Below are 24981 nucleotides of genomic sequence, written 5' to 3'. Positions count from 1 at the left end.
CGCGAGGCCGCCCGCCACCACCGCGCTCATACCGCGACGGCCCCGTGCCCGAGCCGTACCGCGCCGCGCGGGCCCCGCACCACGGCGGTCAGCGCGGCGGGTCCGCCGGTCACCGCCGCGTCCGGCCACCGTCCGCCGAGCGCCGTCAGCCGCGCGGTGGCCGCCGTCGGGTCGGGGTCGGTCACCGTGAACGCCTCCAGCGCCGCCGCGGGCAGGTCCGCGGCCGCCGGATGCGGGGTGGCGCCCCAGTCGAGGAGGAACGGGGTGGTGGTGCCGCCCGCGCACGGCGGCGTCAGCTCCCAGGTGATCCGCCGCCCGTCCGGGGTGCGGCGGCCCATCGCCGCCGCATCGCCCGGGTCGTACCCGGCGGCCCGCGCCCGCGCGACCCGGGCCGCGAGACCGGTGGTCCGCAGCGCCCAGGTGACCAGCCGCGGACCGGTCAGCGCGTCGATGCCGAACCAGCGCGGACCGTCCGGCTCCGGTTGCTCCGGGTCCGGGCCGATCAGTTCCAGATACGCGCCGTCGCCGAGGGGACCGGCCAGCTTGAGCAGGCGGTTGCGGGTGCCGCGACCCGGATGGCCGCCGCCCGTCACCGGCCGCAGCCCGGTCAGCCCGGCCACCTCGTCGGCGGCGGCCGCCAGGTCCGGCGCCGCGTACACCAGATGGTCGAGGACGACCGGTGCGGCGCTCACCGGGCGCCCGCCGCGGCGGCCACGAAACGGGTGGCGAGCGACGGCACCGCCGCCCAGTGGACGTGCAGATACGAGGCGTGCACCCCGCCGGAGGTGAAGCCCTCCACCCGCCGCGCGGGGTGCGTGACGCCCCACGCCGGGGACGCGCCCGCACCCGGCTCCACGGCGGTGCGGTGGAACTCGTGCCCGCGCACCCGGGTGCCCGCCGCGGCCAGCGCGTTGTCCGTCAGCGCCACCGCCTCGCGGTAGCCGAGCGTCAGCCGCTGTGTCATCCGCGCGTCGGCCGGCAGCACCCCGCACATCGGCCGCCCGTCCAGCGACCGGGACAGGTACAGCAGCCCGGCGCACTCCGCCGCGACCGGCGCGCCCGTCGCCGCGAGCGCGGCCACCGCCGCCCGCAGCGGCGCGTTCGCCGACAGCTCCGGGGCGTGCACCTCCGGGAAACCGCCGCCGATCACCAGCCCCCGCACACCCTCCGGCAGCCGCGTATCGCGCAGCGGATCGAACGGTACGACCTCGGCGCCCGCCGCCCGCAGCAGCTCGGTGTGTTCCGCGTACGAGAAGGTGAACGCGGCGCCGCCGGCCACCGCGACCACCGGGCGGCCCGCCACCGGACCACCCGCCGCGGCGACCTCCCCGGCCGGGTCCCACACCTCGTCCGGCAGCTCGCCCGCGCTGCGGGCCAGCGCCAGCAGCGCCTCCAGGTCACAGCCCTCGCGCACCCGCGCGGCCAGCTCCCGTACCGACTCCACCGCCTCCGCGCGGCGTTCGGCGACCGGGATCAGGCCCAGGTGGCGGGAGGGCGTACGGACCTCGCCGGTGCGGCGCAGCGCGCCCAGCACCGGGACGCCGGACGACTCCATCGCCTCCCGCAGCAGCGCCTCGTGCCGGTCCGAGCCGACCTTGTTGAGGATCACGCCGGCCAGCCGCACCTCCGGGTCCCAGGACGCGAAGCCGTGCACCAGCGCGGCCACCGACCGGGACTGCGAGGACGCGTCGACCACCAGCACCACCGGCGCCCGCAGCACCTTCGCGATCTGCGCCGTCGACGCCAGCTCGCCCTGCCCGGACGCGCCGTCGAACAGCCCCATCACACCCTCGACGACGGCGAGGTCGCAGCCCCGCGCACCGTGCCGGAACAGCGGCGCGATCCGCTGCGTCCCGCACAGGTAGGCGTCGAGGTTGCGGCCCCGACGGCCGGTGGCCAGCGCGTGGTAGCCCGGGTCGATGTAGTCCGGGCCGACCTTGTGCGGCGAGACGGCGAGACCCGCCTCGGCGAACGCGGCCATCAGGCCCGTCGCCACCGTCGTCTTGCCCGCCCCGGACGCGGGCGCGGCGATCACCAGCCGGGGGACCGTTCCGCTCATGCCGCGTTCACCATTCGATGCCCCGCTGGCCCTTCTGGCCGGTGTCCATCGGGTGCTTCACCTTCGACATGTCGGTGACCAGATCCGCGAAGTCCACCAGCGCCTGCGGCGCGTTCCGCCCGGTGATCACCACATGCTGGGTGCCGGGCCGCTCCCGCAGCGCCGAGATCACGTCCTCGGTGTCGATCCACCCCCAGTGCAGCGGGTAGGCGAACTCGTCCAGCACCAGCAGCTTGTACGTCTCGGCGGCGAGATCCCGCTTGACCTGCTCCCAGCCCTCGCGCGCCGCCTCCTCGCTGGAGGCCAGGTCGCGCTGGACCCAGGACCAGCCCTCGCCCATCTTGTGCCACGCGACGGTGCCGCCCTCGCCGGTCTCGCCGAGCACCTTCAGCGCCCGCTCCTCACCGACCTTCCACTTCGCCGACTTCACGAACTGGAACACCCCGACCGGCCAGCCCTGGTTCCAGGCCCGCAGCGCGAGCCCGAACGCCGCCGTCGACTTGCCCTTGCCGACGCCGGTGTGGACGAAGACCAGCGGCCGGTTCCGGCGCTGGCGGGTGGTGAGCCCGTCGTTCGGTACGACGGACGGCTGTCCCTGCGGCATTTACGCCACCTTCCTGGATTCCGGGATGTGAGGTGCGGCGGGCGCGCCCCGTCCGCCGCGGAGAGTGCGTACGAGCCCCGAGACGCTGTCCGCGCGCAGCTCGTCGAGGGTGACGGCGGTGCCGCCCAGCTCGCGGGCGAGGGTCCCGGCAAGACCCAGCCGTACCGGACCGCTCTCGCAGTCCACGACGACGGAGGCGACGCCCGCGGCGCCCAGCAGCCGTCCGGCGCGCGCCGCCCGCTCCAGCGGCGACGGCGCCCCGGAGCCGGTGGCCCGGCCGTCCGTGACGACCACCAGCAGCGGCCGGCGCGACGCGTCCCGCATCCGCTCCACCCGCAGCACCTCGTGCGCCTTGAGCAGCCCCTCGGCGAGCGGGGTGCGGCCCCCGGTCGGCAGCGACGCAAGCCGCGCCGCGCCCGCCTCCACCGACGACGTCGGCGGCAGCGCCAGCTCCGCCTCCCGCCCCCGGAACGTGATCATGCCGATCTTGTCGCGCCGCTGGTACGCGTCGAGCAGCAGCGACAGCACCGCGCCCTTGACCGCGCTCATCCGCTTGCGCGCCGCCATCGACCCGGAGGCGTCCACCACGAACAGCACGAGGTTGCCCTCCCGCCCCTCGCGGACCGCCTCCCGCAGATCGTCACGGCGCACCACCAGGCCCGGCCCGCGCCGCCCGCGCGCCCGCTGGTGCGGCGCGGCGGCCTGCAACGTCGCCGCCAGATGCAGCTTGCCGAGCGCACCGCGCGGCCGCCGCGACCCGGTGGTGCGGCCGTGCGCGGTGCGCGCCCGCGAACGGCGGCCGTCCGCGCCCTCGCCCAGCCCCGGCACGTCGAGGCGCCGGGTGGCGAACGGCTCGCCCGCCGCCACCGCCGCCTGCTGCGCCGCCGGCGCCCCGGCCGGCCGGCCGTCGGGCTCACCGCCCGGCTCCGCGCCGTCGCCGTCCCGGCCCGGCGCGGGTTCGCTCTCCCGCGGCCTCGGCACGGTCTCCTCCCGCGGCGGCGGCGTACCGCCCCCGTCGGGACCGCCCCCGTCCGGGCCACCGCCGTCCGGCCCGCCCCCGGGCCCGCCGTCCGGCCCCTCCGGCTCCCCGTCCGGACCGCCCTCGGGACCGCCGTCCTGCGGACCGTCCGGTTCCGGGTCGTCCTCGGGGGCCGACTCCTCCAGCAGCCGGTCGAGCTTCTCCTCATCCAGCCCCGGCGCGTCGAACGGCGCCCGGCGCCTGCGGTGCGGCAGCGCCAGCAGCGCCGCCTGCCGCACGTCCTCCGTGCGCACGTCGGTGCGCCCGGCCCACGCGGCCAGCGCCGTCGCGGTCCGCGCCATGACCAGGTCCGCGCGCATCCCGTCGACCTCGAACCCCGCGCAGACCGACGCGATCTGCCGCAGCGCCCCGTCGCCGAGCCGCACCGAGGAAAGCAGCGCCCGCGCGGCGGCGATCCGCTCCCGCAGCGCCGTCTCCTCGTCCGCCCAGCGCGCCGCGAACGCCGCCGGGTCGTCGTCGAACGCCAGCCGCCGCCGGACCACCTCCACCCGCCGCGCCGGATCCCGGTCCGCGGCGACCTCCACGGTCAGCCCGAACCGGTCCAGCAGCTGCGGCCGCAGCTCGCCCTCCTCCGGGTTCATCGTCCCGACCAGCAGGAACCGCGCCGCGTGCCGGACCGAGACGCCCTCCCGCTCGACGTGCGAGGCGCCCATCGCGGCGGCGTCCAGCAGCAGGTCGATCAGGTGGTCGTGGAGCAGGTTGACCTCGTCGACGTAGAGCAGCCCGCGGTGCGCGCGGGCGAGCAGTCCGGGCTCGAAGGACTTCACGCCCTCGGCCAGCGCCCGCTCGATGTCCAACGCGCCGACCAGCCGGTCCTCGGAGGCGCCCACCGGCAGCTCCACCATCCGGGCGGGCCGGTGCGCCGCCTCGTCCGCACCGTGCGGCCCGTCCGGGCAGCCGGGGTCCGGCGCGGCCGGATCGCAAGCGAAGCGGCAGCCGTCGACCACCGCCACCTCGGGCAGCAGCTCGGCCAGCGCCCGGACGGCGGTGCTCTTGGCGGTGCCCTTCTCGCCGCGGACGAGGACGCCGCCCACCGCCGGGCTGACGGCGTTCAGCAGCAGCGCCAGCCGCAGGTCGTCCATTCCGACGACGGCGGTGAACGGATAGCGGGCGCTCATGTGGCGATCACTCCTTCATGCGAGGTGGTGCGGCCGTCACCGGCCGCCCGGTCCGTGCCCTCGGGCACCCGTGCGTGACGTCCTCCTGCTCCGTGGCCCTTCACGGCGCCCCCGGCGGGACGAACGGCAGCCCCGACGGGACGCCCTTCTCGATCAGCCGCAGCAGCGCACCGGTGTCGGCGTGCTCCTCGATCAGATCGCCGAGCCGGTCCAACTGCTCCTCCCGCAGCGCGCCGAAGCTGGTGTCCGGCGCCGGGACGAACGCCCGCCCCGCGTCCGCCGCCACCCGCGCGAGGAACGCCCGCCGGAACGCGTCGCTCTCCAGCGACCCGTGCCAGTGCGTCCCCCACACCGCCCCCGACCGGCAGCCGTCCAGCGGCCGCCCGGCGCCGTCGGTGAAGAACGGCTCCCCGCCGCCCACCTCGGCCACCCCGTGATGGATCTCGTACCCCTCGGCGGCCGCGCCCAGCGCCCGACCGACCGGCCTGGCCAGCGTCTTCTCCACGGCGAACCGCACCCGCAGCGGCAGCAGCCCCAGACCCGGCACGGTGCCCGCGCGGGACTCCACCTCGTCGTCGATCACCTCGCCGAGCATCTGGTAGCCACCGCAGATGCCCAGCACCGGACGGCCCTCCGCGGCGCGCCGGGCGACCGCGTCGGCCAGCCCCCGCTCCCGCAGCCAGGCCAGCGCCCGCACCGTGCCGCGGGTGCCCGGCAGCACCACCAGATCCGCGTCGGCCAGCTCCTCGGCGCGGTCCACGAACCGCACCACCACGCCCGGTTCGGCGGCCAGCGCGTCCACGTCCGTGAAGTTCGACATCAGCGGCACCGCCGCCACCGCCACCCGCAGCACGTCCGCGCCGTGCGGCGGCGCCACCACGGACTCGCGGACCGCGCCGCGCAGCGACACCCGCAGCCCGTCCTCCTCGTCGATGCCCAGCCCGTGCGCGAACGGCAGCACACCGAGCGACGGACGCCCCGTCAGCTCCCGCAGCATCTCCAGACCCGGCTCCAGCAGCGTCACATCGCCGCGGAACTTGTTGACGAGATACCCGGCGATCAGCGCCTGGTCCTCCTCCGCCAGCAGCGCCGTCGTCCCGAAGAACGACGCGAACACCCCGCCGCGGTCGATGTCGCCGACCACCACCACCGGCAGCCGCCCGGCCCGCGCGATCCCCATGTTGACGATGTCGGTGCGCCGCAGATTGATCTCCGCCGGGGAGCCCGCGCCCTCACAGATCACCACGTCATGGGCGCGCCGCAGTTCGGCCAGACAGTCGGTGACGGTGCCGAGCAGCTCCTCACGGCCGGCCGGGCGGGCCCCGCTCCCGGGGCGTCCGAAGTACCCGCGCGCGCTCATCTCGCCGACCGGTCTGCCCAGCAGCACCACCTGGCTGCTGCGGTCCCCGCCGGGCTTGAGCAGCACCGGGTTCATCAGCGCCGACGGCTCCACCCGGGCGGCCGCCGCCTGCATCGCCTGCGCCCGGCCGATCTCCGCGCCGTCCCGCGTCACGAACGAGTTCAGCGACATGTTCTGCGCCTTGAACGGCGCCACGTCCACGCCCTGCCGCACCAGCCAGCGGCAGATCCCCGCGGTCACCACGCTCTTGCCCGCGTCGGAGGTGGTCCCCGCGATCAGCAGTCCGCCGCCCGTCACCGCACCCTGCCCTTCCGCCGGGCGAGGGCCGGACGCACCGCGCCCGCCAGCAGCCGCCCGGCCACCGTCACCGTCAACGCCCCCACGCTCACCCGCCGCGAGAGCCGCACCGCCCGCGCGATGTCCCCTGTCGCCACCGCACGTCCCCCGTCGTTCAGCCGTGGCCGGTGCTCGACCCGTCCGCCGTACGCCAGCGTCCCGCCGAGCCGTACGCCCAGCGCGCCCGCGAACGACGCCTCCACCGGGCCCGCGTTGGGGCTCGGATGCGCGCCGCCGTCACGCCGCCAGGCCCGCAGCGCGCCGCGCCGGTCCGGGGCGGCGAGCACGGTGAGCGCGGCGGTCAGCCGGGAGCCGGGCCACCCGGCGACATCGTCCAGCCGCGCCGACGCCCAGCCGAACCGGCGGTAGCGCGGCGACCTGTGACCCACCATCGCGTCGAGGGTGTTCACCGCGCGGAACGCCACCAGCCCCGGGACGCCGCCGACGGCGCCCCACACCAGCGCGCCCACCACCGCGTCCGAGGTGTTCTCCGCGACCGACTCGACGACCGCCCGCGCCATCTCCGCCTCGTCCAGCGCCTGCGGGTCCCGGCCGCACAGATGCGGCAGCCGCCGCCGCGCCCGGTCGAGGTCCCCGGCGGCCAGCGCGTCACCGACGGCCCGCGCCTCCCGGCCCAGCGAGGTACCGCCCAGCACCGACCAGACGGTGGCGGCGGTCAGCGCGGTGGCGGCGGCGGTCCGTACGGGGGAGGAGGCGGGTGCGGCGCCGCGCACCGCGCGGGTCAGCAGCGCGGCACCGGCGGTCGCGCCGCCCGCGCAGAGCAGGGCGTGGACGGTGCCGGAGCCGCGGTGGTCGCGCCAGAGCCGGGCCTCGACGGCCGCCGCACCGCGCCCGAAAGCGGCGACCGGATGGCCGCGCCGCGGGTCGCCGGCGAGCAGATCACCGAGGAAGCCCAGGACCGCACCGCACGCGTAGCCGGCGTGTTCGCCGCGCATCGGATCAGACCGCCGTCACGCCTCGGCGGGGCTGCGGCGGGAAGGTTCTGGCAGGGCGGCCGGGCATGGCGGTATGTCCTCACTCAGGGTCCGCGCCCTGGTTCGACGTGACGGCGGCAGGAGTCTCCTGGCTTCCCGGATCGGCGCGTCCCCCGGCCTTCCAGCCCCCTCGTGCGCCCGTCGGGCGTGCACGGGGCGGACCGTGACCTTTCGTCGGAGGTGCGCTCCCCGGTGACAGTGGCGGGACCGCGCCGGATTCACACCGGACTTCCTCTGCTGTCGCCGATTGGCGTGGGAAGTCCACCACGCCCCGCCAACCCCGTCAACTCACCCGTGACCTGCGACGCCGTGGTATCGCGGGCCGTGTGGCAGAGGCCACAGAACCCCCGCGACGCACAGCGCCCGGCCACCGCTTGCGCTGCGGTGACCGGGCGCCGGATACGCCGTGCCGGACGGGTCAGGCGGCGACGATCAGATAGATGCCGTACGCCACCGCGGCCGCGCAGACCGCGTACGCGGCGAGGCCGCCGATCCGCGCGCCGGCGCCCGGGGCACCCGCCGTGGCGGGCGCGCCCCCGGTCCGGGTACGGGCCGTGCCGACGATGCCGACCGTGAACAGGCCCACGATCCCGACCGTCACCACCAGGGTGACGCCGAAGACCTGGCCGAGAGCTGCCCAGTCGATGCTCATGCTGCGGTTCCTCAGGTTCGGGCGGTCAGCCGGCGGCTGTCGCGGTCTTGGCGCGCGGAGCGCTCGCGGCGGGGGCGGACTCCTCGCCCTCGACGGGGTTCAGCGACCCGGCCGGGGGAGGGGTGACCGTCTGGAGGGCCGCGGTGACCACACCGGGCGACTCCGTGAACTCGGTCTCGTTGACGTTGTTGTGGTCGATGGGCTTGCGGCGGGACGCGGCCCAGATGGCGCCGCAGATACCGAGCGCGAGGATCGCGACGGCCGTGACGCCCCAGTCACCCTGGTCGGCCAGGAGCGCGGCGCCGGCGGACACCAGGCCCGCGGCCGGCAGCGTCAGGCACCAGGCGACGACCATCCGGACCGCCGTCGACCAGCGGACCACACCGCCCTTGCGGCCCAGACCCGAGCCCATCACCGAACCCGAGCAGACCTGGGTGGTGGAGAGCGCGAAGCCGAGGTGCGAGGAGGCCAGGATGGTGGCCGCGGCGCCGGTCTGGGCGGCGAAGCCCTGCGGCGGCTGGATGTCGGTGATGCCCTTGCCCATGGTGCGGATGATCCGCCAGCCGCCCAGGTACGTGCCCAGGGCGATGGCCAGACCGGCCGAGGCGATGACCCACAGCGGCGGGTCGGAGTGCGGGGCGACCACACCGCCGGTGATCAGCGCGAGGGTGATGACACCCATCGTCTTCTGCGCGTCGTTGGTGCCGTGCGCCAGCGAGACCAGCGCCGCCGAGGCGATCTGCCCGGCGCGGTAGCCCTTGGCCGTCTCCTGCTCGTCGCGGCCCCGGGCCAGCCGGTACGTCAGCCGGGTCGCGGCCATCGACGCGATACCGGCGACCACCGGGGCGGCCACGGCCGGGATCAGGACCTTCATCACCACGGCGCCGCCGTGCACACCGCCGGTGCCCACGGACACCAGCGTGGCGCCGATCAGACCGCCGAACAGGGCGTGGGAGGAGCTGGAGGGGAGGCCGGCGAGCCAGGTGAGGAGGTTCCAGACGATCGCGCCGACCAGACCGGCGAAGATCACTTCAGGTCTGATACCGGCGCTTTCGTCGATGATCCCGCCGGAGATGGTCTTGGCGACCTCCACGGACAGGAACGCGCCGACGAGGTTGAGGACCGCCGACATCGCCACCGCGATCTTGGGCTGCAGCGCGCCGGTGGAGATGGTGGTGGCCATGGCGTTGGCCGTGTCGTGGAAGCCGTTCGTAAAGTCGAACACCAAGGCCGTGACGATCACGATCCCGATGAGAAGCGTGATGTGTTCCATTCACCCAGGCAATCAGTTCGATGGTCAGTGACGCCGGAAACGTACGAAGGGTGGGTGAACGGGAGATGAACGTGGCCGGGCCCGGCAATGACGCCGCCGCAGTGTTCGGGAGGAGGTATCTCACACGTCACTTGCACCCCATCTGTATGTGGCTCGAATGAGCTGCGGCTAGGCCCGAATATGGCTTGTTCCGCCGCCCGTGAACAGCATCCGAACGACCCCGTCGCAATCCGTCACCCCGCTGGTGGACGCCCCGCGCCCCGGTCCGCCCCGCACACCCGCACCCGCCCGGACCTGACGCGATCACACGGCCCCGCCCACCCCGCACACCTGGCCGGAACCCTCGCCCCCGAGAACACCCCGCTGTTCGAGCACGGCGCACGCCGCCCGGCCCCCCGAGCCTCCGTACGCCCGTCCCGGACCCCACCGGCACCCCGCGTGAACCGGCCTCCCCGCGCACACCGCCGCCCGGCCGCCCCGGGCCCGCGCCGCCCTGCGAGCGGAGGAGCAGCCGTACCGCCCCTTCACGCGACGGGCTGCCGCGCGGGCGGACCCCTGCGGCGACCGCCCGGCCCGTCTGCCGCCGGGCCATCGGCGACGCCCCGCAGGAACGGGCTCCCGGAACGCCACCGTCCTCGACCGCCCTGCAACGGACCCGCGCCCCTCGGGCCCCGGAGCAGCCGCGTCCCGCCCCCGCGCGCCGGGCCACCGCGGGAGCGGACCGCCGAACGGCCACCCGGCCCGTACGCGACGGCCCACCGGCGTCCCTCCTCACGCCGCACCCGGAAGGGCCGCCCCGCCCGTACGGTGACGGCGACCCGTCGCCCACGCACCGGAGGAACCCGTGACCCGTCCCAGCGTCCCCGCCCCGCAGCCGGACCGGCCGGGGGCCGACGCCCTCGCGGCCGCCTGGGAGGAGGTCGTCGCCACCGCCCGCCGCACCGTCGCCGACGGGCTCGTCGTCGGCACCTCCGGCAACGTCTCGGCCCGCGTCGGCGACACCGTCCTCGTCACACCCAGCGGCGTCCCCTACGACCGCCTCGGGCCCGGCGACCTCACCGCCGTCGGCCTCGACGGCCGGCAGTGCGCGGGCAGCCTTCCGCCGACCAGCGAACTGCCCATGCATCTCGCCGTCTACCGGGCCACCGGCGCCACGGCCCTCGTCCACACCCACGCCCCGCACGCCACCGCCGTCTCCGTCCTCACCGGCGAACTCCCGCCCGTCCACTACATGACCGCCGCCCTCGGCGGCCCCGTCCGCGTCGCCCCCTACGCCCCGTACGGCAGCGACGAACTGGCCGCCCACGCCCTCGCGGCGCTGCGCGACCGCTCCGCCTGTCTCCTCGCCCACCACGGCACCCTCGCCCTCGGCGCCACCCTCGACCAGGCCCTTGACCGCACCGCGCAACTGGAGTGGATGTGCCGGGTCTGGCTCCTCGCCTCGTCCGTACCCGGCCGCACCCCGTCCCTCCTGACCGCCGCCGACCTCACCGAGACCGCCACCCGCCTGCGCGGATACGGCCGCCATCCCCAGGACACGCCGTAGCCCGCGGGGCCCGGCTCACCCGTACGCCCCGTCCGCTGGCCGCCCCCGGCACCCGGCTCCACACTGAAGAGGTGCGCCTGGCTCCTGCGGCGGCTGTGGCCGCCACCACCGTGATCGGCGCCGGTGCGGCCGCGGTGGCGGCCGGCCGGTACGCCGGGGGCGTCGCCCTCCGGCCCTCCCCCCAGGTGCCGTTCCCGGGGGACTCGCGCCTGACCGTCCACGCCACCGGCGACGGCACGGTCACCCTGACCCGCAGCCTGGCGTCGTTGCGCCCCGGCACGTACGGCCTCTCCGGCCCCGGCTGCCACGCGATCGTCGGCGGCGTGGTGCACCACACCCCGCACCCCGCCGACACCGTCGTCCGCCGCCTGGAACGGATCACCCACGGCGCGCTCCCGCCCGGCACCCGGGTGCGGCTCACCCCGCAGGTGTACGCCGGGAACCCCCGCGACGCCCTCGGCCTGACCTGCGCCGACGTCGACGTCCCCGGCGAACTCGGACCGCTGCCCGCATGGTTCCTGCCGGGCGTACGCGACACCTGGGTGATCACCGTGCACGGCCTGGGCACCACCCGCGAGCACCCGATGAACGTCATGCCGTTCCTCCACCGCCACCGGCTGCCCGTCCTCGACCTCGCCCACCGCAACGACGCGGGCGCCCCGCAGACCTCCGACCGGCTGCACCACCTCGGCGACTCCGAATGGCGCGACCTGGACGCCGCGATCCGCTACGCGGTCCGCTACGGCGCCCGCGACGTCGTCCTCCACGGCTGGTCCACCGGCGCCACCATGGCGCTGCGCGCCGCCGCCCGCTCCGGTGTGCGCGACCGCATCCGCGGCCTCGTCCTGGACTCACCCGTCCTCGACCGGCACGCCACCGTCCGCGCGCTGGCCGCCGCCCGGCACGTCCCGCGGGCCCTGCTGCCGCTCGCCGTCCGCGCCGCCGAGGGCCACACCGGACTCCCCGTCGACCGGCCCGGCGACGCCGTCGACCCCGACACCCTCACCGTCCCCACCCTCCTCTTCCACGGCCCGGACGACACCCTCGCCCCCTGGGCCGCCTCCCGCGCCCTCGCCGCCCGCCGCCCGGACCTCGTCACGCTCCGCCCCGTGCCGCACGCCCCGCACGCCGCCATGTGGAACGCCGGCCCCGCCGCGTACGAGGAGTCCCTGCGCCGCTTCCTGACCCCTCTCATGTGACGGTCCGCACGGGACGGCCCTCCCGCTCCGGCGCCGCACGCCACGACACCCGGACGTACGGGGGGACAACTCCCCACAACCGTGATGGGTCGCCTGGGTGAACCCCGCTGAGCGGGCCGTTTCCCGCCGTCCGATTGGGTTTTCGGGCCATCAGCGGCAAGACTGCTCCTGTGACGTCCCGTACTCCGCGCGACTCCCGGCTCCGACTCGTCCCCAGGCAACCGATTGCCGCCGCCCGCCGGGCGGTGAGCACCCGGACGGCCCGTCCGGCCCCACGCCCGCCCGAGGGCACCCCGCCGCCCGCGGAACTGGCGCGCCAGGCCCGCGCCGCGCTCTCCGGCGCCGCCCGGCTGGCCCGCTGGGCCGACGGCGCCACTGCCGGACTGCGGGCCGGGCGCGACGGCGCCCTCCCGGCGGCCGACGTGGAGCGCGCCGCCGAGGCCCTCGGCCTGTCCCCCGCCGAGGTGCGCGCCGACTGGGACCGCGCCCGCCTCGCCGGGCTGATCGAACTGCACGGCCCACTCGCCCGCGCCGGGTGGCGGCTGCGCGCCTGGGACCGCGACGACACCGCCGCCCTCCGCGGCTGGGTCGCGCTCTTCGACGCCTGGTCGCTGGCGCTGCCGTCCCCCGAGGGCGCCGGGCCCGCCATCGTCGGCGAGGTCGTCGAGGCCGTCCCGCAGTTGCTGTCGCTGCTCCACCTGTCGGCCGGACCGGTCCGCCTCCAGGCCCTGCTGGACATGCTCGAACAGCGCGTCGCCGAACTGCGCACCGAGCGCTGCGAGGTGCCGTACGGCCCCCGCGCCGAGCCCGCGGACGGCGACGCGGCCGGAGAGGAGGCCCAGGCCCCGCTCACCGCCCTGCTGGACTGGGCGCTCGCCGCCCTGACCGCGGTCGGCGCGCTGGTGCCCGCCGACGGCGCCCCGGCCCCCGCCCCGGACGACGGCGACGACGCCCGTGAGGCGCAGCTGACCCCGCTGGGCCACTGGTCGGTCTGGGTCAAGCTGGAGCAGATCTGCGTCGCGGCCCAGAGCCCGGCGGGCAACATCGAACAGACCGCCGCCGCCATGCTCCGCGGCTGCGCCCGGCTCACCCCGGGCCCGGCCCGCGCCGAGTACCGCGCCTGGCTCGCGGCCCGCTCGGTCGGCTCGGCCGTCGAGGAGCTGCTGACCGTGGCGCGCGGCGAGGACGCCCTGCTGCGCGGGCTCGCCTTCGAGGCGCTGCGCGCCGTCGGCGCCCCGGCCGAGGCCGCCGTCCGCGCGGCCGCCGACGAGGCGGCGCTGCGGCCGTACGTCCTGCTGTGGCTCTTCGAGCACGAGGGCGGCGACCCGGACAACGCCCCCGACGTGCTCACCCGCGAGGAGTCGACCTGGCTGTGGGTGGACACCGCCGCGGCCGTCGCCGACCACGGCGAGAGCCAGCTGCTCATCCGCCACCTCGACTCGGCGGTCCAGGGCTCCGTCCCGCGCCTCCTCGAAGAAGTACGCGCCGTGGGCCACCCCCGCACCGTCCAGGTGCTGGTGGCGCTCGCCGCGGCGCACCCCGACCCGGCGCTGGCCAAGGCCGTCCGCCGCGCCGCGTTCCAGGTGCACACCGGCGGCGTCTGACGCCCGGGGCCGCCGGCCACCACGGCCCGGCGGCCCGGCGGCGGGGCGGGTGGACGGGCGGCCCGCCGCTCCCGGTCAACCGTCCGCGCCCGGCGCATACGTACCGAAGCTCCAGACATTGCCCTCGGCGTCGCGCGCCATGTAGTCGCGGGAGCCGTACTCCTGGTCCCGGGGCTCCCTCAGGATCTCCGCCCCGGCGTCCCGCGCCCGCGCGTGATGGGCGTCCACGTCCTCGACCACGACGTAGACACCGCTCGGCCCGGCACCGGCCATCGCCGCGTCGAAGGCGCCGCCGTGCCCCTTGGAGCCGAGCATCACCCGTCCGTTGCCGTAGGACAGCTCGGCGTGGGCGACGGTGCCGTCCTCACCTCGGTACACGGCCTCCTCGGTGAAACCGAAGGCTTCGGTGAGGAAGCGGATCGCGGCCGGTGCGTCGCGGTAGAGCAGGGCGGGGAAGAGGGTCGGGTGCTGCGGGGTGTCCGGCATGGTGTCCGCCTTTCCGGGAGCGCGTCCCGTTCCGCACGGCCCCGCGCGCCGCTCGCGCGGGGCATCCGTGAGATCTGCCTCACAGTCTGCCGGGGACCACTGACAACGCACCCGCGGCAGCCGTGCACGCCATCGCGCCGGGCGGGGCCCGTACCGCGTCCGCGGCCGGCCCGGCGGCCGGGAAAACCAGTTGTGCGGCACCGTTAGACTGCCTCGTATGGCAGTTCTCCTCTGGGTTCATTAGACGGCGTAGACCGCTCTCGGACCGTCCGTCCATTCCGCCGTCACCCTGCCCTGGAGTTTTTCCGTGATCACCGCTTCCGGCCTTGAGCTGCGCGCCGGCGCCCGCGTTCTCATCGAGTCCGCCTCCTTCCGTATCGCCAAGGGCGACCGCGTAGGCCTGGTCGGCCGCAACGGCGCGGGGAAGACCACCCTCACCAAGGTCCTGGCCGGTGAGGGCATCCCCGCCGCCGGTTCCGTCACCCGCTCCGGCGAGGTCGGCTACCTCCCGCAGGACCCGCGCACCGGCGACATGGACGTCCTCGCCCGCGACCGCATCCTCTCCGCCCGCGAACTGGACACCGTCCTGCGCAAGATGCGCGAGAACGAGGACCGGATGGCGAACGGCAAGGGCGCCACCCGCGAGAAGGCGATGCGCAAGTACGAGCGCCTGGAGACGGAGTTCCTGACCAAGGGCGGATACGCCGCCGAGGCGGAGGCGGCGACCATCGCCGCCAGCCTGGGCCTGCCCGACCGGATCCTCGCCCAGCCGCTGCACACCCTCTCCGGTGGTCAGCGCCGCCGCGTGGAGCTGGCCCGGATCCTCTTCTCGGACGCCGACACCCTGCTCCTCGACGAGCCGACCAACCACCTCGACGCCGACTCCATCGTCTGGCTGCGCGACTACCTCAAGACCTACCGCGGTGGCTTCATCGTGATCTCCCACGACGTCGACCTCGTCGAGACCGTCGTCAACAAGGTCTTCTACCTCGACGCCAACCGCGCCACCATCGACGTCTACAACATGGGCTGGAAGCTCTACCAGCAGCAGCGCGAGGCCGACGAGAAGCGCCGCCGCCGTGAGCGGCAGAACGCCGAGAAGAAGGCCGCGGCTCTCAACTCGCAGGCCGACAAGATGCGGGCCAAGGCCACCAAGACCGTCGCCGCGCAGAACATGGCCAAGCGCGCCGAGCGGCTGCTGGCCGGTCTCGAAGAGGTCCGCGCCGCCGACAAGGTCGCCAAGCTGCGCTTCCCCGACCCCGCGCCGTGCGGCAAGACGCCGCTCACCGCCGAGGGCCTGTCGAAGTCGTACGGCTCGCTGGAGATCTTCACCGACGTCAATCTCGCCATCGACAAGGGCTCCCGGGTCGTCATCCTGGGCCTGAACGGCGCCGGCAAGACGACGCTGCTGCGGCTGCTGGCCGGGGTGGAGACCCCCGACACCGGCGAGGTCCGCCCCGGCCACGGCCTCAAGCTGGGCTACTACGCGCAGGAGCACGAGACGCTCGACCCGGACCGCACGGTCCTGGAGAACATGCGCTCCGCCGCCCCGGACATGGACCTCGTCGACATCCGCAAGACGCTGGGTTCCTTCCTGTTCTCCGGCGACGACGTCGACAAGCCCGCCGGGGTGCTCTCCGGCGGTGAGAAGACCCGCCTGGCCCTGGCCACGCTGGTCGTCTCGTCCGCCAACGTCCTGCTGCTCGACGAGCCGACGAACAACCTCGACCCGGCCAGCCGCGAGGAGATCCTCGGCGCGCTGCACACCTTCACCGGCGCCGTCGTCCTCGTCTCGCACGACGAGGGCGCGGTGGACGCCCTGGAGCCGGAGCGGATCATCCTGCTCCCCGACGGCGTCGAGGACCTGTGGGGTCAGGAGTACGCGGACCTCGTCGCACTGGCGTGACGGGCGGCGGGCCGCAGGTCCGCGCATCGATCATTCGGCCGACGGGTGATCCATCATCTGAGTGAGAACGGCTCGTACACCGGCGAGCCTCCGAGACGGAGCCGGGCCCCTGTGGCCCGGCTTCCGGCGTTTCCGACGTACCCCCGTTGACCTGCGGTTTCCCGGGTCGCAGCGGCGTGGTGCGGCGATTTCGGTGGGTGTCGGAGGCCCTTGGGCAGATTGTCCGGACGCGTACGGTCTCGGACGGCTCCTCACAGACCTTGCCGAATGGGTGGCCAGGAACGCGGGGAGGGGTGATCATGAGAAGTCCAGAGCGCACTTCCCATGAGGAGGCACGGGTGGCCGAGACTCTGAAGAAGGGCAGCCGGGTGACCGGCGCCGCGCGCGAAAAGCTCGCGGCAGACCTGAAGAAGAAGTACGACTCCGGAGCGAGCATCCGGGCGCTGGCCGAAGAGACCGGTCGCTCCTATGGATTCGTCCACCGGATGCTCAGCGAATCCGGTGTGTCCCTGCGCGGTCGGGGCGGAGCAACGAGGGGCAAGAAGGCCGCCTCGGCCTGACGACCGCGACTCCGACGGGTGTCCCCCCGGTCGGTCGAGCAGACGACCGGGAGGTTACCGTTCAGTCACTTACGCACCCTGGTGTGCGACGGCTGACTCGGAGGCATTCTGATGACTCTGCTCGACAAGGACGGTGTGCGGCTCACCGTGGACGACGCGCTCGCCACGGTGACCCTCACAGGCGCCGCCAAGCGCAACGCCCAGTCGCCCGCCATGTGGCGGGCGCTGGCCGAGGCCGGGGCGCTGCTGCCGGGGAGCGTCCGCGTCGTGGTGCTGCGGGGCGAGGGCAAGTCCTTCTCCGCGGGCCTCGACCGGCAGGCGTTCACGCCCGAGGGATTCGACGGCGAGCCGTCGTTCCTCGACATGGCGCGCGGCCCCGAGCACGAGATGGACGCGATCATCGCCTCGTACCAGGAGGCGTTCACCTGGTGGCGGCGGAACGACCTGGTGTCGATCGCCGCCGTCCAGGGCCATGCGATAGGCGCCGGATTCCAGCTGGCACTCGCCTGTGACCTGCGGGTATGTGCCGATGATGTGCAGTTCGCGATGCGCGAGACGAGCCTTGGTCTGGTGCCCGACCTCACGGGGACCCACCCGCTGGTCCATCTCGTCGGCTACGCGCGGGCCCTGGAGATCTGCGCCACCGGTCGCTTCGTCCACGGTGAGGAGGCGGGCCGGATCGGTCTGGCCAACCTCGTGGTCCCCGGTGCCGAGCTGGACGGTGCGGTCGCCGATCTGGCCGCCGCTCTCCTGGCCCCGCCGCGGGACGCCGTCATCGAGACCAAGGCGCTGCTCGCCGGTGCCGTCGGCCGTGGCCCGGAGGAGCAGCGTGCCGCCGAGCGCGCCGCCCAGGGCCGTCGCCTGCGTGGTCTGGCGGGCCTGGGGGAGTGACCCCTTGAGGACGTGGGCCGGGGGCCCGTGGCGTCGTACGCCCGGTTCCCGGTCACCCGTCGTCGACGGCGGTGACCAGCACCGCCACGGCCACCGCCGGGGTGCGGACCGTGGCCGCGGCGGCGCGGACCGCGTGGGCGACGTCCGCCACCCGGTGGCCCGGACCGGTCGCCACCTGGATCAGGAGCCCGCCCGGCACCTCCCGCACCGGGCGTGAGGCGCCGCCCAGGGCGGCGGCGAGGCGCGTCACCCCGGGCACGGCGCGTACCGCGTCGGCCACCGGGTCCGGGGCGCCGGCCTCCCGCGGGCTGAGACCGATGTCCGGTCCGGGCGGCGCGGGGCGCTCCCGGGCCGGTCCTTCCGCGGGGACGAGTACGCCGGTGATCCGCAGGTCCACGGCCGTGACCGGCAGCCCCAGTGCCCGGTCGGCGGTCTCCAGCAGGGCCGCGCGCAGGGCACCGGCGGTCTCAGGGAAGGGGCGTGCGGAGGTCGCCGTGAGGTCCGCGGTGATGCGCAGCGGGCCCGGGGGCAGGGCGCTGGGCGGGGCCGGTGCGGGCGGCCGGGCGCCGCTGTCGTCCAGCGGGGCGAGCCGCAGTGCGCCCGGACGCAGACCGGGCAAGGCGGTGGCGCGGGCCCGTAGCAGCCGCGCCGCGGCCGCCTCGGTGATCCAGCAGCCGTCCGCGCCGCCCAGGGGGAGCACCCGGCCGGCCCCCAGCTCCCGGCGCACCCTGTGTGCCCACTCCGCCGCGGCCACCGCGTCACCCCCAGGACTGTCGTCACCGTTCCGCCTGCCGCACGTGCGTGTGGCGGCCGTGCTTCCAGCCTGCCGCAGCCGGGCCCGTCCGGCAGGGGGGCGCGGCCCGGGGAGCGGGGGCGCAACCCGGGTGCCGCAGCAGGTCGGGCGGTTCCGGGCGAGCGGCCCTAGCGTGGGTGGCGGCGGTGACGTCTTCCCCGGAAAGGGACGATCGGCGATGGCGGACGAACAGTGGAACCGGACCGAGCCCTCCTCGGGCGGCGCGTCCGAGACGAAGGCCCCGGGCGGTAAACGCGGCGGGGGCGACCCCGCGTCCCGTGGGCGCACCACCATCGCCGACGGCGTGGTGGAGAAGATAGCCGGGCTCGCCGCCCGGGACGTGGTGGGCGTCCACGCCATGGGCAGCGGGCTGGCCCGCACCCTGGGCGCGGTACGTGACCGGGTGCCCGGCGGCTCCCGCTCCGCGCCCGTCGCCCGCGGGGTGAAGGCCGAGGTCGGCGAGGTGCAGACGGCGCTCGACCTGGAGATCGTGGTGGAGTACGGCGTGGCCATCGCCGAGGTGGCCCGCGACGTACGGGAGAACGTCATCTCCGCGGTGGAGCGGATGACCGGACTGGAAGTCGTCGAGGTCAACATCGCGGTCAGCGACGTCAAGCTGCCCGACGAGGAGGACGAGGACGAGGAGCCGGAGAGCCGTCTGCAGTAGACGGCGGACAGCGGCTCCGGCCGGAGCGGGAGCGAAGGAGCGCACGATGAGCATGGCCGTGGTCGGTCTTCTGGCCGGTATGGCGCTGGGCTTCGCCGGATACTTCGGCGGCTTCGGGGCCTTCGTCCTGGTGGCGGCGCTGGGCGCGATCGGATTCGTCGCGGGACGGTTCCTCGACGGGGACCTCCAGGCCGGGGACCTCTTCCGGCCCCGGGCCCGCGACGACCGGCGGCGGTGAGCCGCGGTGGCGACGGCGTCGACGGCGCCCGCGGCGGCGGTCGTCGCCGAGGTGGCGTCCGGGGAACGGGGCGCGACCCGCGTCGCGGACCGGGTGGTGGCGAAGATCGCCGCGGCGGCGGCCCGCGAGGCGCTGCGCGCCGCGGCCGACGGTGCCCGCACCGGCGCCCACGCGAGTGTCACCGTCCGGCGGCGGGACGGGCGGCTGCCGTTCGGCGAGGCCCATGTGCACGTCACCGTCGAACTGGGCTACCCCGCCGCGATCGGCGCGCGGTGCGCCGAGGTGCGCCGTCAGGTCACCGCGCGGGTGGCGGAGTTGGCGGGCATGACGGTGCCCGAGGTGACGGTGGAGGTGGAACGGCTGCGCTCGCCGCTGGAACGCGACCGGGAAAGGGTGCGATGAGCGACGACGAACGCGCCGCCCCCGGGCGGGCGGTGACCTTGGAGAAGGAACCCGGGCCCGTACCCGGCGGCGGGCACGGGCGGGCGCGCCGGTTCTGGTCCGCCCGCCGCGCGCCGGCCGCCGTCGTGGCCCTGCTGGCGCTGGCCGGGGCGGGGATCCTGCTGTACGACGTGGCGGCGGTGCGCGCCGACCGGCCCGCGATGGCCTGGCGCCGCCGCCTCGCAGGGGAACTGGCGACCCGTCCGCTCGACGACCCGTGGGTGCTGGGCTGCGCCGCGGCGGCGATGGCGCTCGGGCTGTGGCTGCTGGTTCTGGCGCTCACTCCGGGGCTGCGGAAGGTGCTGCCGATGCGCCGCGCCACCCCCGACGTCCGCGCCGGACTCGACCGGGCCGCCGCCGCCCTGGTGCTGCGGGACCGGGCGATGGAGGTCTCCGGCGTCCAGTCCGTCAAGGTGACGGCCGGGCGCCGCAAGGTGAAGGTGGCGGCCGTCTCGCACTTCCGGGAGCCGGACCGGGTACGGGCCGATCTCGACGCGGTGCTCGGCGAGGCGACGCACCGGCTGGGGCTGGCCCGGCCGCTGCGGCGCTCCGTCCGTGTCCGCCGTCCCAGGAAGAGGTGAGCGAGGGATGCGTAGGGTCCGGCGCGGCGTCAACCGCGTACTGCTGGGGCTGATCGGCGCGGTGTTGCTGGGCGGCGGCGCCGCGGTGCTCACCGCCGGTCTGGGGCTGCCGTCGGCGTGGCACTTCACGCTGCCCGACGGCTGGCCCTGGACGCGCGGTGACGAGGTGCTGCTGCCGGCGGCGGACCGCACCCGCTACACGGACCGCGGCTGGTGGTGGCCGGTCGTCATCGCCGTCCTCGCCGTCGTGGTGCTGCTGCTCCTGTGGTGGCTGCTGGCGCAGTTGCGCCGCCGCCGGCTGGGGCAGCTCCTGGTGGACAGCGGGGACGGCGAGGGCGCCTCGGTCCGCGGCCGGGCGCTGGAGGACGCGGTGGCGGTGGAGGCGGGCGCGCTCGACGGGGTGGAGCGCGCGGACACCCTGCTGTGCGGCCGGCGGACCGCGCCGCAGCTACGGGCCGTGGTGGCGCTCGCCCCGCACGCCGACCCCGGCGCGGTCCTGCTGCGCCTGTCGGACGGGGCGGTGGCGCACGCCCGCACCTCCACCGGACTGCCCCGGCTGCCCGCCGAACTCCGGCTGCGGGCGGTGCGGCACCGGGCGGAGCGGGTCAGCTGACGCGGCGGGCGGGGCGGGCGGCACGGAGCCGGCCCGCGTGCCGCACGCCGTAGCGCCTCGCACGCCGTACCGCCTCGCGCGCCGTAGCGCCTCGCGCGCCGTAGCGCCTCGCGCGCCGTAGCGCCTCGCGCGGCGGCCGGGCCCCGCGCCCGGCCCGTACCGTCCGGCCCCGCCGGAACCGGCCCCGCGCCCGCGCCGCCCGTGTCGTCAGAACCCGCGCCGGGCCCCGCCGTCCACCGGCACCATCACGCCGGTGAGGTAGGACGCGGCGGGGGAGAGCAGGAACGCCGCGGTGCGGCCGAACTCGTCGGGGGCGCCGTAGCGGCCCAGCGGGATCGCCGCGCAGTTGCGGGCGCGGCTCGCCTCGGGGTCGCCGGAGGCCGCGTCGAGCTGTGTCATCCGGTCGGTGGCGATCCGGCCGGGCAGGATGCCGACGACGCGGATGCCGCGCGGGCCGACCTCGTCGGCGAGCGACTTGGCGAATCCGGCGAGCCCGGGGCGCAGCCCGTTGGAGATGGCCAGGCCGCCGATCGGCTCGTACACCGAACCGGAGAGGACGAAGCCGATGACGCCGCCCTCGCCCAGTTCGGCGGCGACGGCGCGGGCCAGGCGTACCGCGCCGAGGAAGACGGTCTCGAAACCGTCGCGCCACTGCTCGTCGGTGAGGCCGGCGGTGGGGCCGGGCGGCGGGCCGCCGACGCTGATGAGGATGCCGTCGAGGCGGCCGAAGTGCTCGCGGGCGGTGGCGATCAGCCGCTCCGGCGTCCGCGGGTCGGCGTTGTCGGCGGCGACGCCGACGGCCCGTTCGCCCAGCTCGGCGGCGGCCGCGGCGGCGCTCCGGGCGGTGCGGCCGGTCAGGACGGTGCGCGCGCCGTCGGCGGTCAGCGCCCGTGCGGTGGCGAGACCGAGGCCGCGGGTGGCTCCGGTGACGAGGTACGTCCGGTCGGTGAGTCCTAGATCCATGGGGCCTAGTCTGCCCCCGCCCCGCCGAAGAGGGTGAAGGCGGTTCCGACCAGGCCGATGTGGCTGAACGCCTGCGGGAAGTTGCCGAGTTGCCGGCCGGCCACGGGGTCGTACTCTTCGGCGAGCAGCCCGACGTCGTTGCGGAGCGCGAGGAGGCGGGAGAACAGATCGCGGGCCTCGCGCCGGCGGCCCGTCAGGTGGAGCGCCTCGGCCAGCCAGAAGGAGCAGGCGAGGAACGCGCCCTCGTCGCCGGGGAGTCCGTCGGCCGCGCCGTCGCCGGTGGCGTAGCGGAGGGCCAGCCCGTCGTGGGTGAGCGCGGCGCGGACCGCGTCGACGGTGCCGATGACGCGGGGATCGTCGCCGGGCAGGAAGCCGAGGCGGGGGATGAGCAGGGTCGAGGCGTCCAGCGCGGTGGAGCCGTAGGACTGGGTGAAGGTGGACCGCGCGGCGTCGTAGCCCCGGGTGCAGACCTCGTGGTGGATGGTGTCCCGCAGCTCCCGCCAGCGGCGCAGGTCGCCGCGGGCCCCGGGGACCGCTTCGAGGGTGCGGACCGCGCGGTCGACGGCGACCCAGGCCATGACCTTGGAGTGGACGAAGTGACGGCGCGGGCCGCGGATCTCCCACAGGCCCTCGTCCGGTTGGCGCCAGGTGCCGGCGAGGTACTCGACCAGGGCGCGCTGGATGTTCCAGGCGTGCGGCTGGGACGGCAGTCCGGCGACGCGGGCGCCGTGGAAGGCGTCCAGCACCTCGCCGTAGACGTCGAGCTGGAGCTGATCGACGGCGGCGTTGCCGAGCCGGACGGGCGCGGAGCCGGCGAACCCGGAGAGCCAGGGCAGTTCGGACTCCGGCAGCCGCCGCTCGCCCGCGACGCCGTACATGATCTGGAGGTCCTCGGGCGCGCCGGCCACCGCGCGCAGCAGCCAGTCCCGCCAGGCGGCCGCCTCGTCGAGGTAGCCCGCACCGATCAGCGAGGTGAGGGTCAGTGAAGCGTCGCGCAGCCAGCAGTAGCGGTAGTCCCAGTTGCGGACGGAGCCCAGCGACTCGGGCAGGGAGGTGGTGGGCGCGGCGACGATGCCACCGGTCGGGGCGTACGTCAGCGCCTTGAGGGTGATCAGCGAGCGCAGGACGGCATCGCGGTGCGGCCCGGTGTAGCGGCACCGCGCCGACCACTCGCGCCAGTCGTCGAGGGTGCAGTCGAGGGCGTCGTACGGGTCGATGATGCGCGGCCGCGGATGGTGCGAGGGGTGCCAGGTCAGGACGGAGGCGTAGCGCTCGCCGGGCGCGACGGTGAACTCCGAACGGGTGCTGAAGTCCTTGCCGTACGTCGTGACCTGCGGTTCGGTGCGCAGCCAGACGGCGTCCGGGCCGGCGACGGCGGACCGGCAGCCCTCGGCGCGGCGCATCCACGGCATCACCCGGCCGTAGTCGAACCGCAGCCGCAGCACCCCGCGCATCGGGACGTGGCCGCGCAGTCCCTCGACGATGCGGACGACGTCGGGGGCGCGGTCGCGCTGCGGCATGAAGTCGGTGACCTTGACGCTGCCGTCCGGGGTGTCCCAGACGGTGTCGAGGACGAGGGAGTCGCCGCGGTAGGAGCGGGTGGCGCGGGCGTCGGGGTGGGCGGGTGCCATCAGCCAGTGGCCGTTGTCGCGGTCGCCGAGGAGGGCGGCGAAGCAGGCACCGGAGTCGAAGCGCGGCAGGCAGAGCCAGTCGATCGACCCGTCCCGGCCGACGAGGGCGGCGGTCTGCAGATCGCCGATGAGCGCGTAGTCCTCGATGCGTGGGGGCACCCAGCGGGCCTTCCCGCCGGGCCGCGCCGCTATTCGGGGGTGGCGGCCGTCCGGGCTACGGAGGTGTCGGACGGAGCGGCGTCCGCGTCCCGGGTGTCCGGGCCGGTCCCGGTGGTGCTCGGCTCCGCCGCGTCCGTGCCGTCCGGGTCCGCCACCGCGGCGATCCGGTCGCGGCGCTCACGGCGGACGAGGACGACCCAGCCGACGGGCACCGCCGCCGCGAACAGCCACCACTGCACGGCGTACGCCATGTGCGGGCCGATGCTGTCGTGGTCCGGGTCCGGGACCAGCTCGGGCGTGTTGTGCGGGGTCTTCGGCGCGGTCTGCTCGATGTACCCGGCGAGGACCGGACGGTGCAGCAGCTTCGCCTGCTGCGCGCTGTTGATCAGCATGACCTGGCGGTCGGGCAGACCCTGCCGGTCCTTGATCCCGCTGCCCTCGGTGGTCTCGTCGGCCATCATCCGGCCGGTCACGGTGACCGTGCCGCGCGGTGCGGCGGGCACGTCCGGGAACTTGGTCAGGTCGCCGCCGGCCGCGATCCAACCGCGGTTGACCAGCACCGTCCGGCCGCGGCCGAGGTCGAGCGGGGTGAGGACGTAGTAGCCGATGGTCGACTCGTCGGCGGCGGTGCGCTGGCGGACGACGACCTCGTGCGCGGTGTCGTACGTCCCGGTGGCGGTGACCGTGCGCCACATGTCGGCGCGGGGCAGCGGGCGCCCCGGGGCGGTCAGGTCGGTGACCGGTACCGGCTTCGCGTGGAGGCTGCGGTCGATGAGCTGGTTCTGCGCGACCCGGTGCTCATGACGGTGGAACTGCCAGAAGCCCAGCTTGACCATGGCCGGGATCATGGCGAGGCCCACGAGGGTGAGGATCACCCACTGCCGGGACAACAGGAAGCGGTACACGGCTTCGACGGTACCTGGCGCGCGAACGCCGCCGAGCAGGGGGTCCTGCCCGCGGCGCTCGGGTACGGGGCGGGCGGCGGCGCCGCTCAGACCCGGTCGACGATGCCCTGCTTCCCGGCGGCGCGGGCGCAGTGGGCGCCGCAGAACCACTGTCCCTCGGCCTCGACGCCCTGGCCGATGATCTGCACCCGGCAGTGATCGCAGATCGGCGCCATGCGGTGGATGGCGCAGGCGAACGAGTCGAAAGTGTGCCGGGCACCGTCCTTGGTCTCCACGTGGAAGGCCAGGTCGTAGTCGTTTCCGCATACCTCGCAACGAGTCATGCGCCGCATCGTGCGGACCGCGGCGGGGCGGGGCAAGGC

25 protein-coding genes and 1 riboswitch are annotated in these 24981 nt (G+C 75.6%); of the genes, 11 read left to right on the top strand and 14 right to left on the bottom strand.

Annotated elements, in window-relative coordinates; all coding sequences use genetic code 11:
• Positions 1-26: 26 nt before the first annotated feature.
• From ACZ4M8_RS00280 to ACZ4M8_RS00245, 8 genes are all read right to left on the bottom strand, one after another.
• A complete protein-coding gene (locus ACZ4M8_RS00280) occupies positions 27-692 on the bottom strand; it encodes a VOC family protein (RefSeq protein ID WP_467601894.1) in 666 nt (221 codons plus the stop codon).
• Positions 689-2059, bottom strand: a complete 1371-nt coding sequence (locus ACZ4M8_RS00275; RefSeq protein ID WP_467601891.1) for a cobyrinate a,c-diamide synthase — start codon at positions 2057-2059, stop codon at positions 689-691. The genes ACZ4M8_RS00280 and ACZ4M8_RS00275 overlap by 4 nt, the downstream gene beginning before the upstream one ends.
• A gap of 7 nt (positions 2060-2066) precedes the next feature.
• Positions 2067-2663: a cob(I)yrinic acid a,c-diamide adenosyltransferase gene (gene cobO, locus ACZ4M8_RS00270; RefSeq protein WP_467601888.1), complete on the bottom strand. Its 597-nt coding sequence runs from the start codon at positions 2661-2663 to the stop codon at positions 2067-2069.
• On the bottom strand, positions 2664-4820 hold the full coding sequence (locus ACZ4M8_RS00265) for a putative cobaltochelatase (RefSeq protein ID WP_467601886.1): 2157 nt from the start codon (positions 4818-4820) through the stop codon (positions 2664-2666).
• Between the two features lie 100 nt (positions 4821-4920).
• Positions 4921-6477: a cobyric acid synthase gene (locus ACZ4M8_RS00260; RefSeq protein ID WP_467601883.1), complete on the bottom strand. Its 1557-nt coding sequence runs from the start codon at positions 6475-6477 to the stop codon at positions 4921-4923.
• Positions 6474-7472 (bottom strand): cobalamin biosynthesis protein, encoded by a 999-nt coding sequence (locus ACZ4M8_RS00255; RefSeq protein WP_467601880.1) that lies wholly within the window; start codon positions 7470-7472, stop codon positions 6474-6476. The genes ACZ4M8_RS00260 and ACZ4M8_RS00255 overlap by 4 nt, the downstream gene beginning before the upstream one ends.
• 121 nt (positions 7473-7593) lie before the next feature.
• A riboswitch (cobalamin riboswitch) is annotated at positions 7594-7745 on the bottom strand.
• A gap of 184 nt (positions 7746-7929) precedes the next feature.
• Positions 7930-8163 carry a hypothetical protein gene (locus tag ACZ4M8_RS00250; protein WP_467601877.1) on the bottom strand — a complete coding sequence of 78 codons (234 nt, stop codon included), beginning with the start codon at positions 8161-8163 and terminating at the stop codon, positions 7930-7932.
• 25 nt (positions 8164-8188) lie between these two features.
• The gene (locus tag ACZ4M8_RS00245; RefSeq protein ID WP_467601874.1) at positions 8189-9436 is read right to left on the bottom strand and encodes an inorganic phosphate transporter; all 1248 of its coding nucleotides are present in this window, start codon (positions 9434-9436) and stop codon (positions 8189-8191) included.
• Between the two features lie 844 nt (positions 9437-10280).
• Here ACZ4M8_RS00245 and ACZ4M8_RS00240 point away from each other — a divergent pair.
• From ACZ4M8_RS00240 to ACZ4M8_RS00230, 3 genes are all read left to right on the top strand, one after another.
• Positions 10281-10982 (top strand): class II aldolase/adducin family protein, encoded by a 702-nt coding sequence (locus ACZ4M8_RS00240; RefSeq protein WP_467601871.1) that lies wholly within the window; start codon positions 10281-10283, stop codon positions 10980-10982.
• 71 nt (positions 10983-11053) lie between these two features.
• Positions 11054-12181 carry an alpha/beta hydrolase gene (locus ACZ4M8_RS00235; RefSeq protein ID WP_467601867.1) on the top strand — a complete coding sequence of 376 codons (1128 nt, stop codon included), beginning with the start codon at positions 11054-11056 and terminating at the stop codon, positions 12179-12181.
• 170 nt (positions 12182-12351) lie between these two features.
• Positions 12352-13785, top strand: coding sequence for a hypothetical protein (locus ACZ4M8_RS00230; RefSeq protein ID WP_467601864.1), 1434 nt, complete (start codon positions 12352-12354; stop codon positions 13783-13785).
• A 75-nt stretch (positions 13786-13860) separates the two neighbouring features.
• Here ACZ4M8_RS00230 and ACZ4M8_RS00225 read toward each other — a convergent pair whose 3' ends face one another.
• A complete protein-coding gene (locus tag ACZ4M8_RS00225; protein ID WP_467601861.1) occupies positions 13861-14271 on the bottom strand; it encodes a VOC family protein in 411 nt (136 codons plus the stop codon).
• A 307-nt stretch (positions 14272-14578) separates the two neighbouring features.
• Between ACZ4M8_RS00225 and abc-f the strand changes: the two genes are divergently transcribed.
• The 3 genes from abc-f to ACZ4M8_RS00210 all read left to right on the top strand — a co-directional run bounded on the left by abc-f (position 14579) and on the right by ACZ4M8_RS00210 (position 17628).
• Positions 14579-16177, top strand: a complete 1599-nt coding sequence (gene abc-f, locus ACZ4M8_RS00220; RefSeq protein ID WP_467601858.1) for a ribosomal protection-like ABC-F family protein — start codon at positions 14579-14581, stop codon at positions 16175-16177.
• Positions 16178-16515: 338 nt separating this feature from the next.
• Positions 16516-16737, top strand: a complete 222-nt coding sequence (locus ACZ4M8_RS00215) for a helix-turn-helix domain-containing protein (protein ID WP_009718933.1) — start codon at positions 16516-16518, stop codon at positions 16735-16737.
• 111 nt (positions 16738-16848) lie between these two features.
• Entirely contained in the window at positions 16849-17628 is a 780-nt protein-coding gene (locus ACZ4M8_RS00210) for an enoyl-CoA hydratase/isomerase family protein (RefSeq protein WP_467601855.1), read from the top strand.
• A gap of 52 nt (positions 17629-17680) precedes the next feature.
• On the opposite strand, the gene ACZ4M8_RS00205 is transcribed toward ACZ4M8_RS00210, so the two are convergent.
• Positions 17681-18382 (bottom strand): hypothetical protein, encoded by a 702-nt coding sequence (locus ACZ4M8_RS00205; protein WP_467601852.1) that lies wholly within the window; start codon positions 18380-18382, stop codon positions 17681-17683.
• Positions 18383-18599: 217 nt separating this feature from the next.
• On the opposite strand from ACZ4M8_RS00205, the gene ACZ4M8_RS00200 reads away from it, so the two are divergent.
• The 5 genes from ACZ4M8_RS00200 to amaP are packed head-to-tail and all read left to right on the top strand — an operon-like array spanning position 18600 to position 20961.
• On the top strand, positions 18600-19088 hold the full coding sequence (locus tag ACZ4M8_RS00200; protein WP_467601850.1) for an Asp23/Gls24 family envelope stress response protein: 489 nt from the start codon (positions 18600-18602) through the stop codon (positions 19086-19088).
• 46 nt (positions 19089-19134) lie between these two features.
• Positions 19135-19326, top strand: a complete 192-nt coding sequence (locus tag ACZ4M8_RS00195) for a hypothetical protein (protein WP_399092849.1) — start codon at positions 19135-19137, stop codon at positions 19324-19326.
• 6 nt (positions 19327-19332) lie between these two features.
• Entirely contained in the window at positions 19333-19728 is a 396-nt protein-coding gene (locus ACZ4M8_RS00190; RefSeq protein WP_467601847.1) for a hypothetical protein, read from the top strand.
• Positions 19725-20348, top strand: a complete 624-nt coding sequence (locus tag ACZ4M8_RS00185) for a DUF6286 domain-containing protein (RefSeq protein WP_467601844.1) — start codon at positions 19725-19727, stop codon at positions 20346-20348. Before ACZ4M8_RS00190 ends, ACZ4M8_RS00185 begins: the two co-directional genes overlap by 4 nt.
• Positions 20349-20355: 7 nt before the next feature.
• On the top strand, positions 20356-20961 hold the full coding sequence (gene amaP, locus ACZ4M8_RS00180) for an alkaline shock response membrane anchor protein AmaP (protein ID WP_467601841.1): 606 nt from the start codon (positions 20356-20358) through the stop codon (positions 20959-20961).
• Between the two features lie 207 nt (positions 20962-21168).
• Here amaP and ACZ4M8_RS00175 read toward each other — a convergent pair whose 3' ends face one another.
• From ACZ4M8_RS00175 to ACZ4M8_RS00160, 4 genes are all read right to left on the bottom strand, one after another.
• Entirely contained in the window at positions 21169-21924 is a 756-nt protein-coding gene (locus tag ACZ4M8_RS00175; RefSeq protein ID WP_467601838.1) for an SDR family oxidoreductase, read from the bottom strand.
• A gap of 5 nt (positions 21925-21929) precedes the next feature.
• Positions 21930-23714, bottom strand: a complete 1785-nt coding sequence (locus ACZ4M8_RS00170) for a glycoside hydrolase family 15 protein (RefSeq protein WP_467601835.1) — start codon at positions 23712-23714, stop codon at positions 21930-21932.
• A 29-nt stretch (positions 23715-23743) separates the two neighbouring features.
• Positions 23744-24619, bottom strand: a complete 876-nt coding sequence (locus ACZ4M8_RS00165; protein ID WP_467601832.1) for an SURF1 family cytochrome oxidase biogenesis protein — start codon at positions 24617-24619, stop codon at positions 23744-23746.
• Positions 24620-24705: 86 nt separating this feature from the next.
• A complete protein-coding gene (locus ACZ4M8_RS00160) occupies positions 24706-24942 on the bottom strand; it encodes a hypothetical protein (protein ID WP_345082672.1) in 237 nt (78 codons plus the stop codon).
• Positions 24943-24981 lie beyond the last annotated feature (39 nt).

The organism is Streptomyces sp. NPDC027185, from assembly GCF_055567035.1.
Note: the sequence above shows the minus strand (reverse complement) of the source record. Positions and strands in the feature narration are given on the sequence as shown.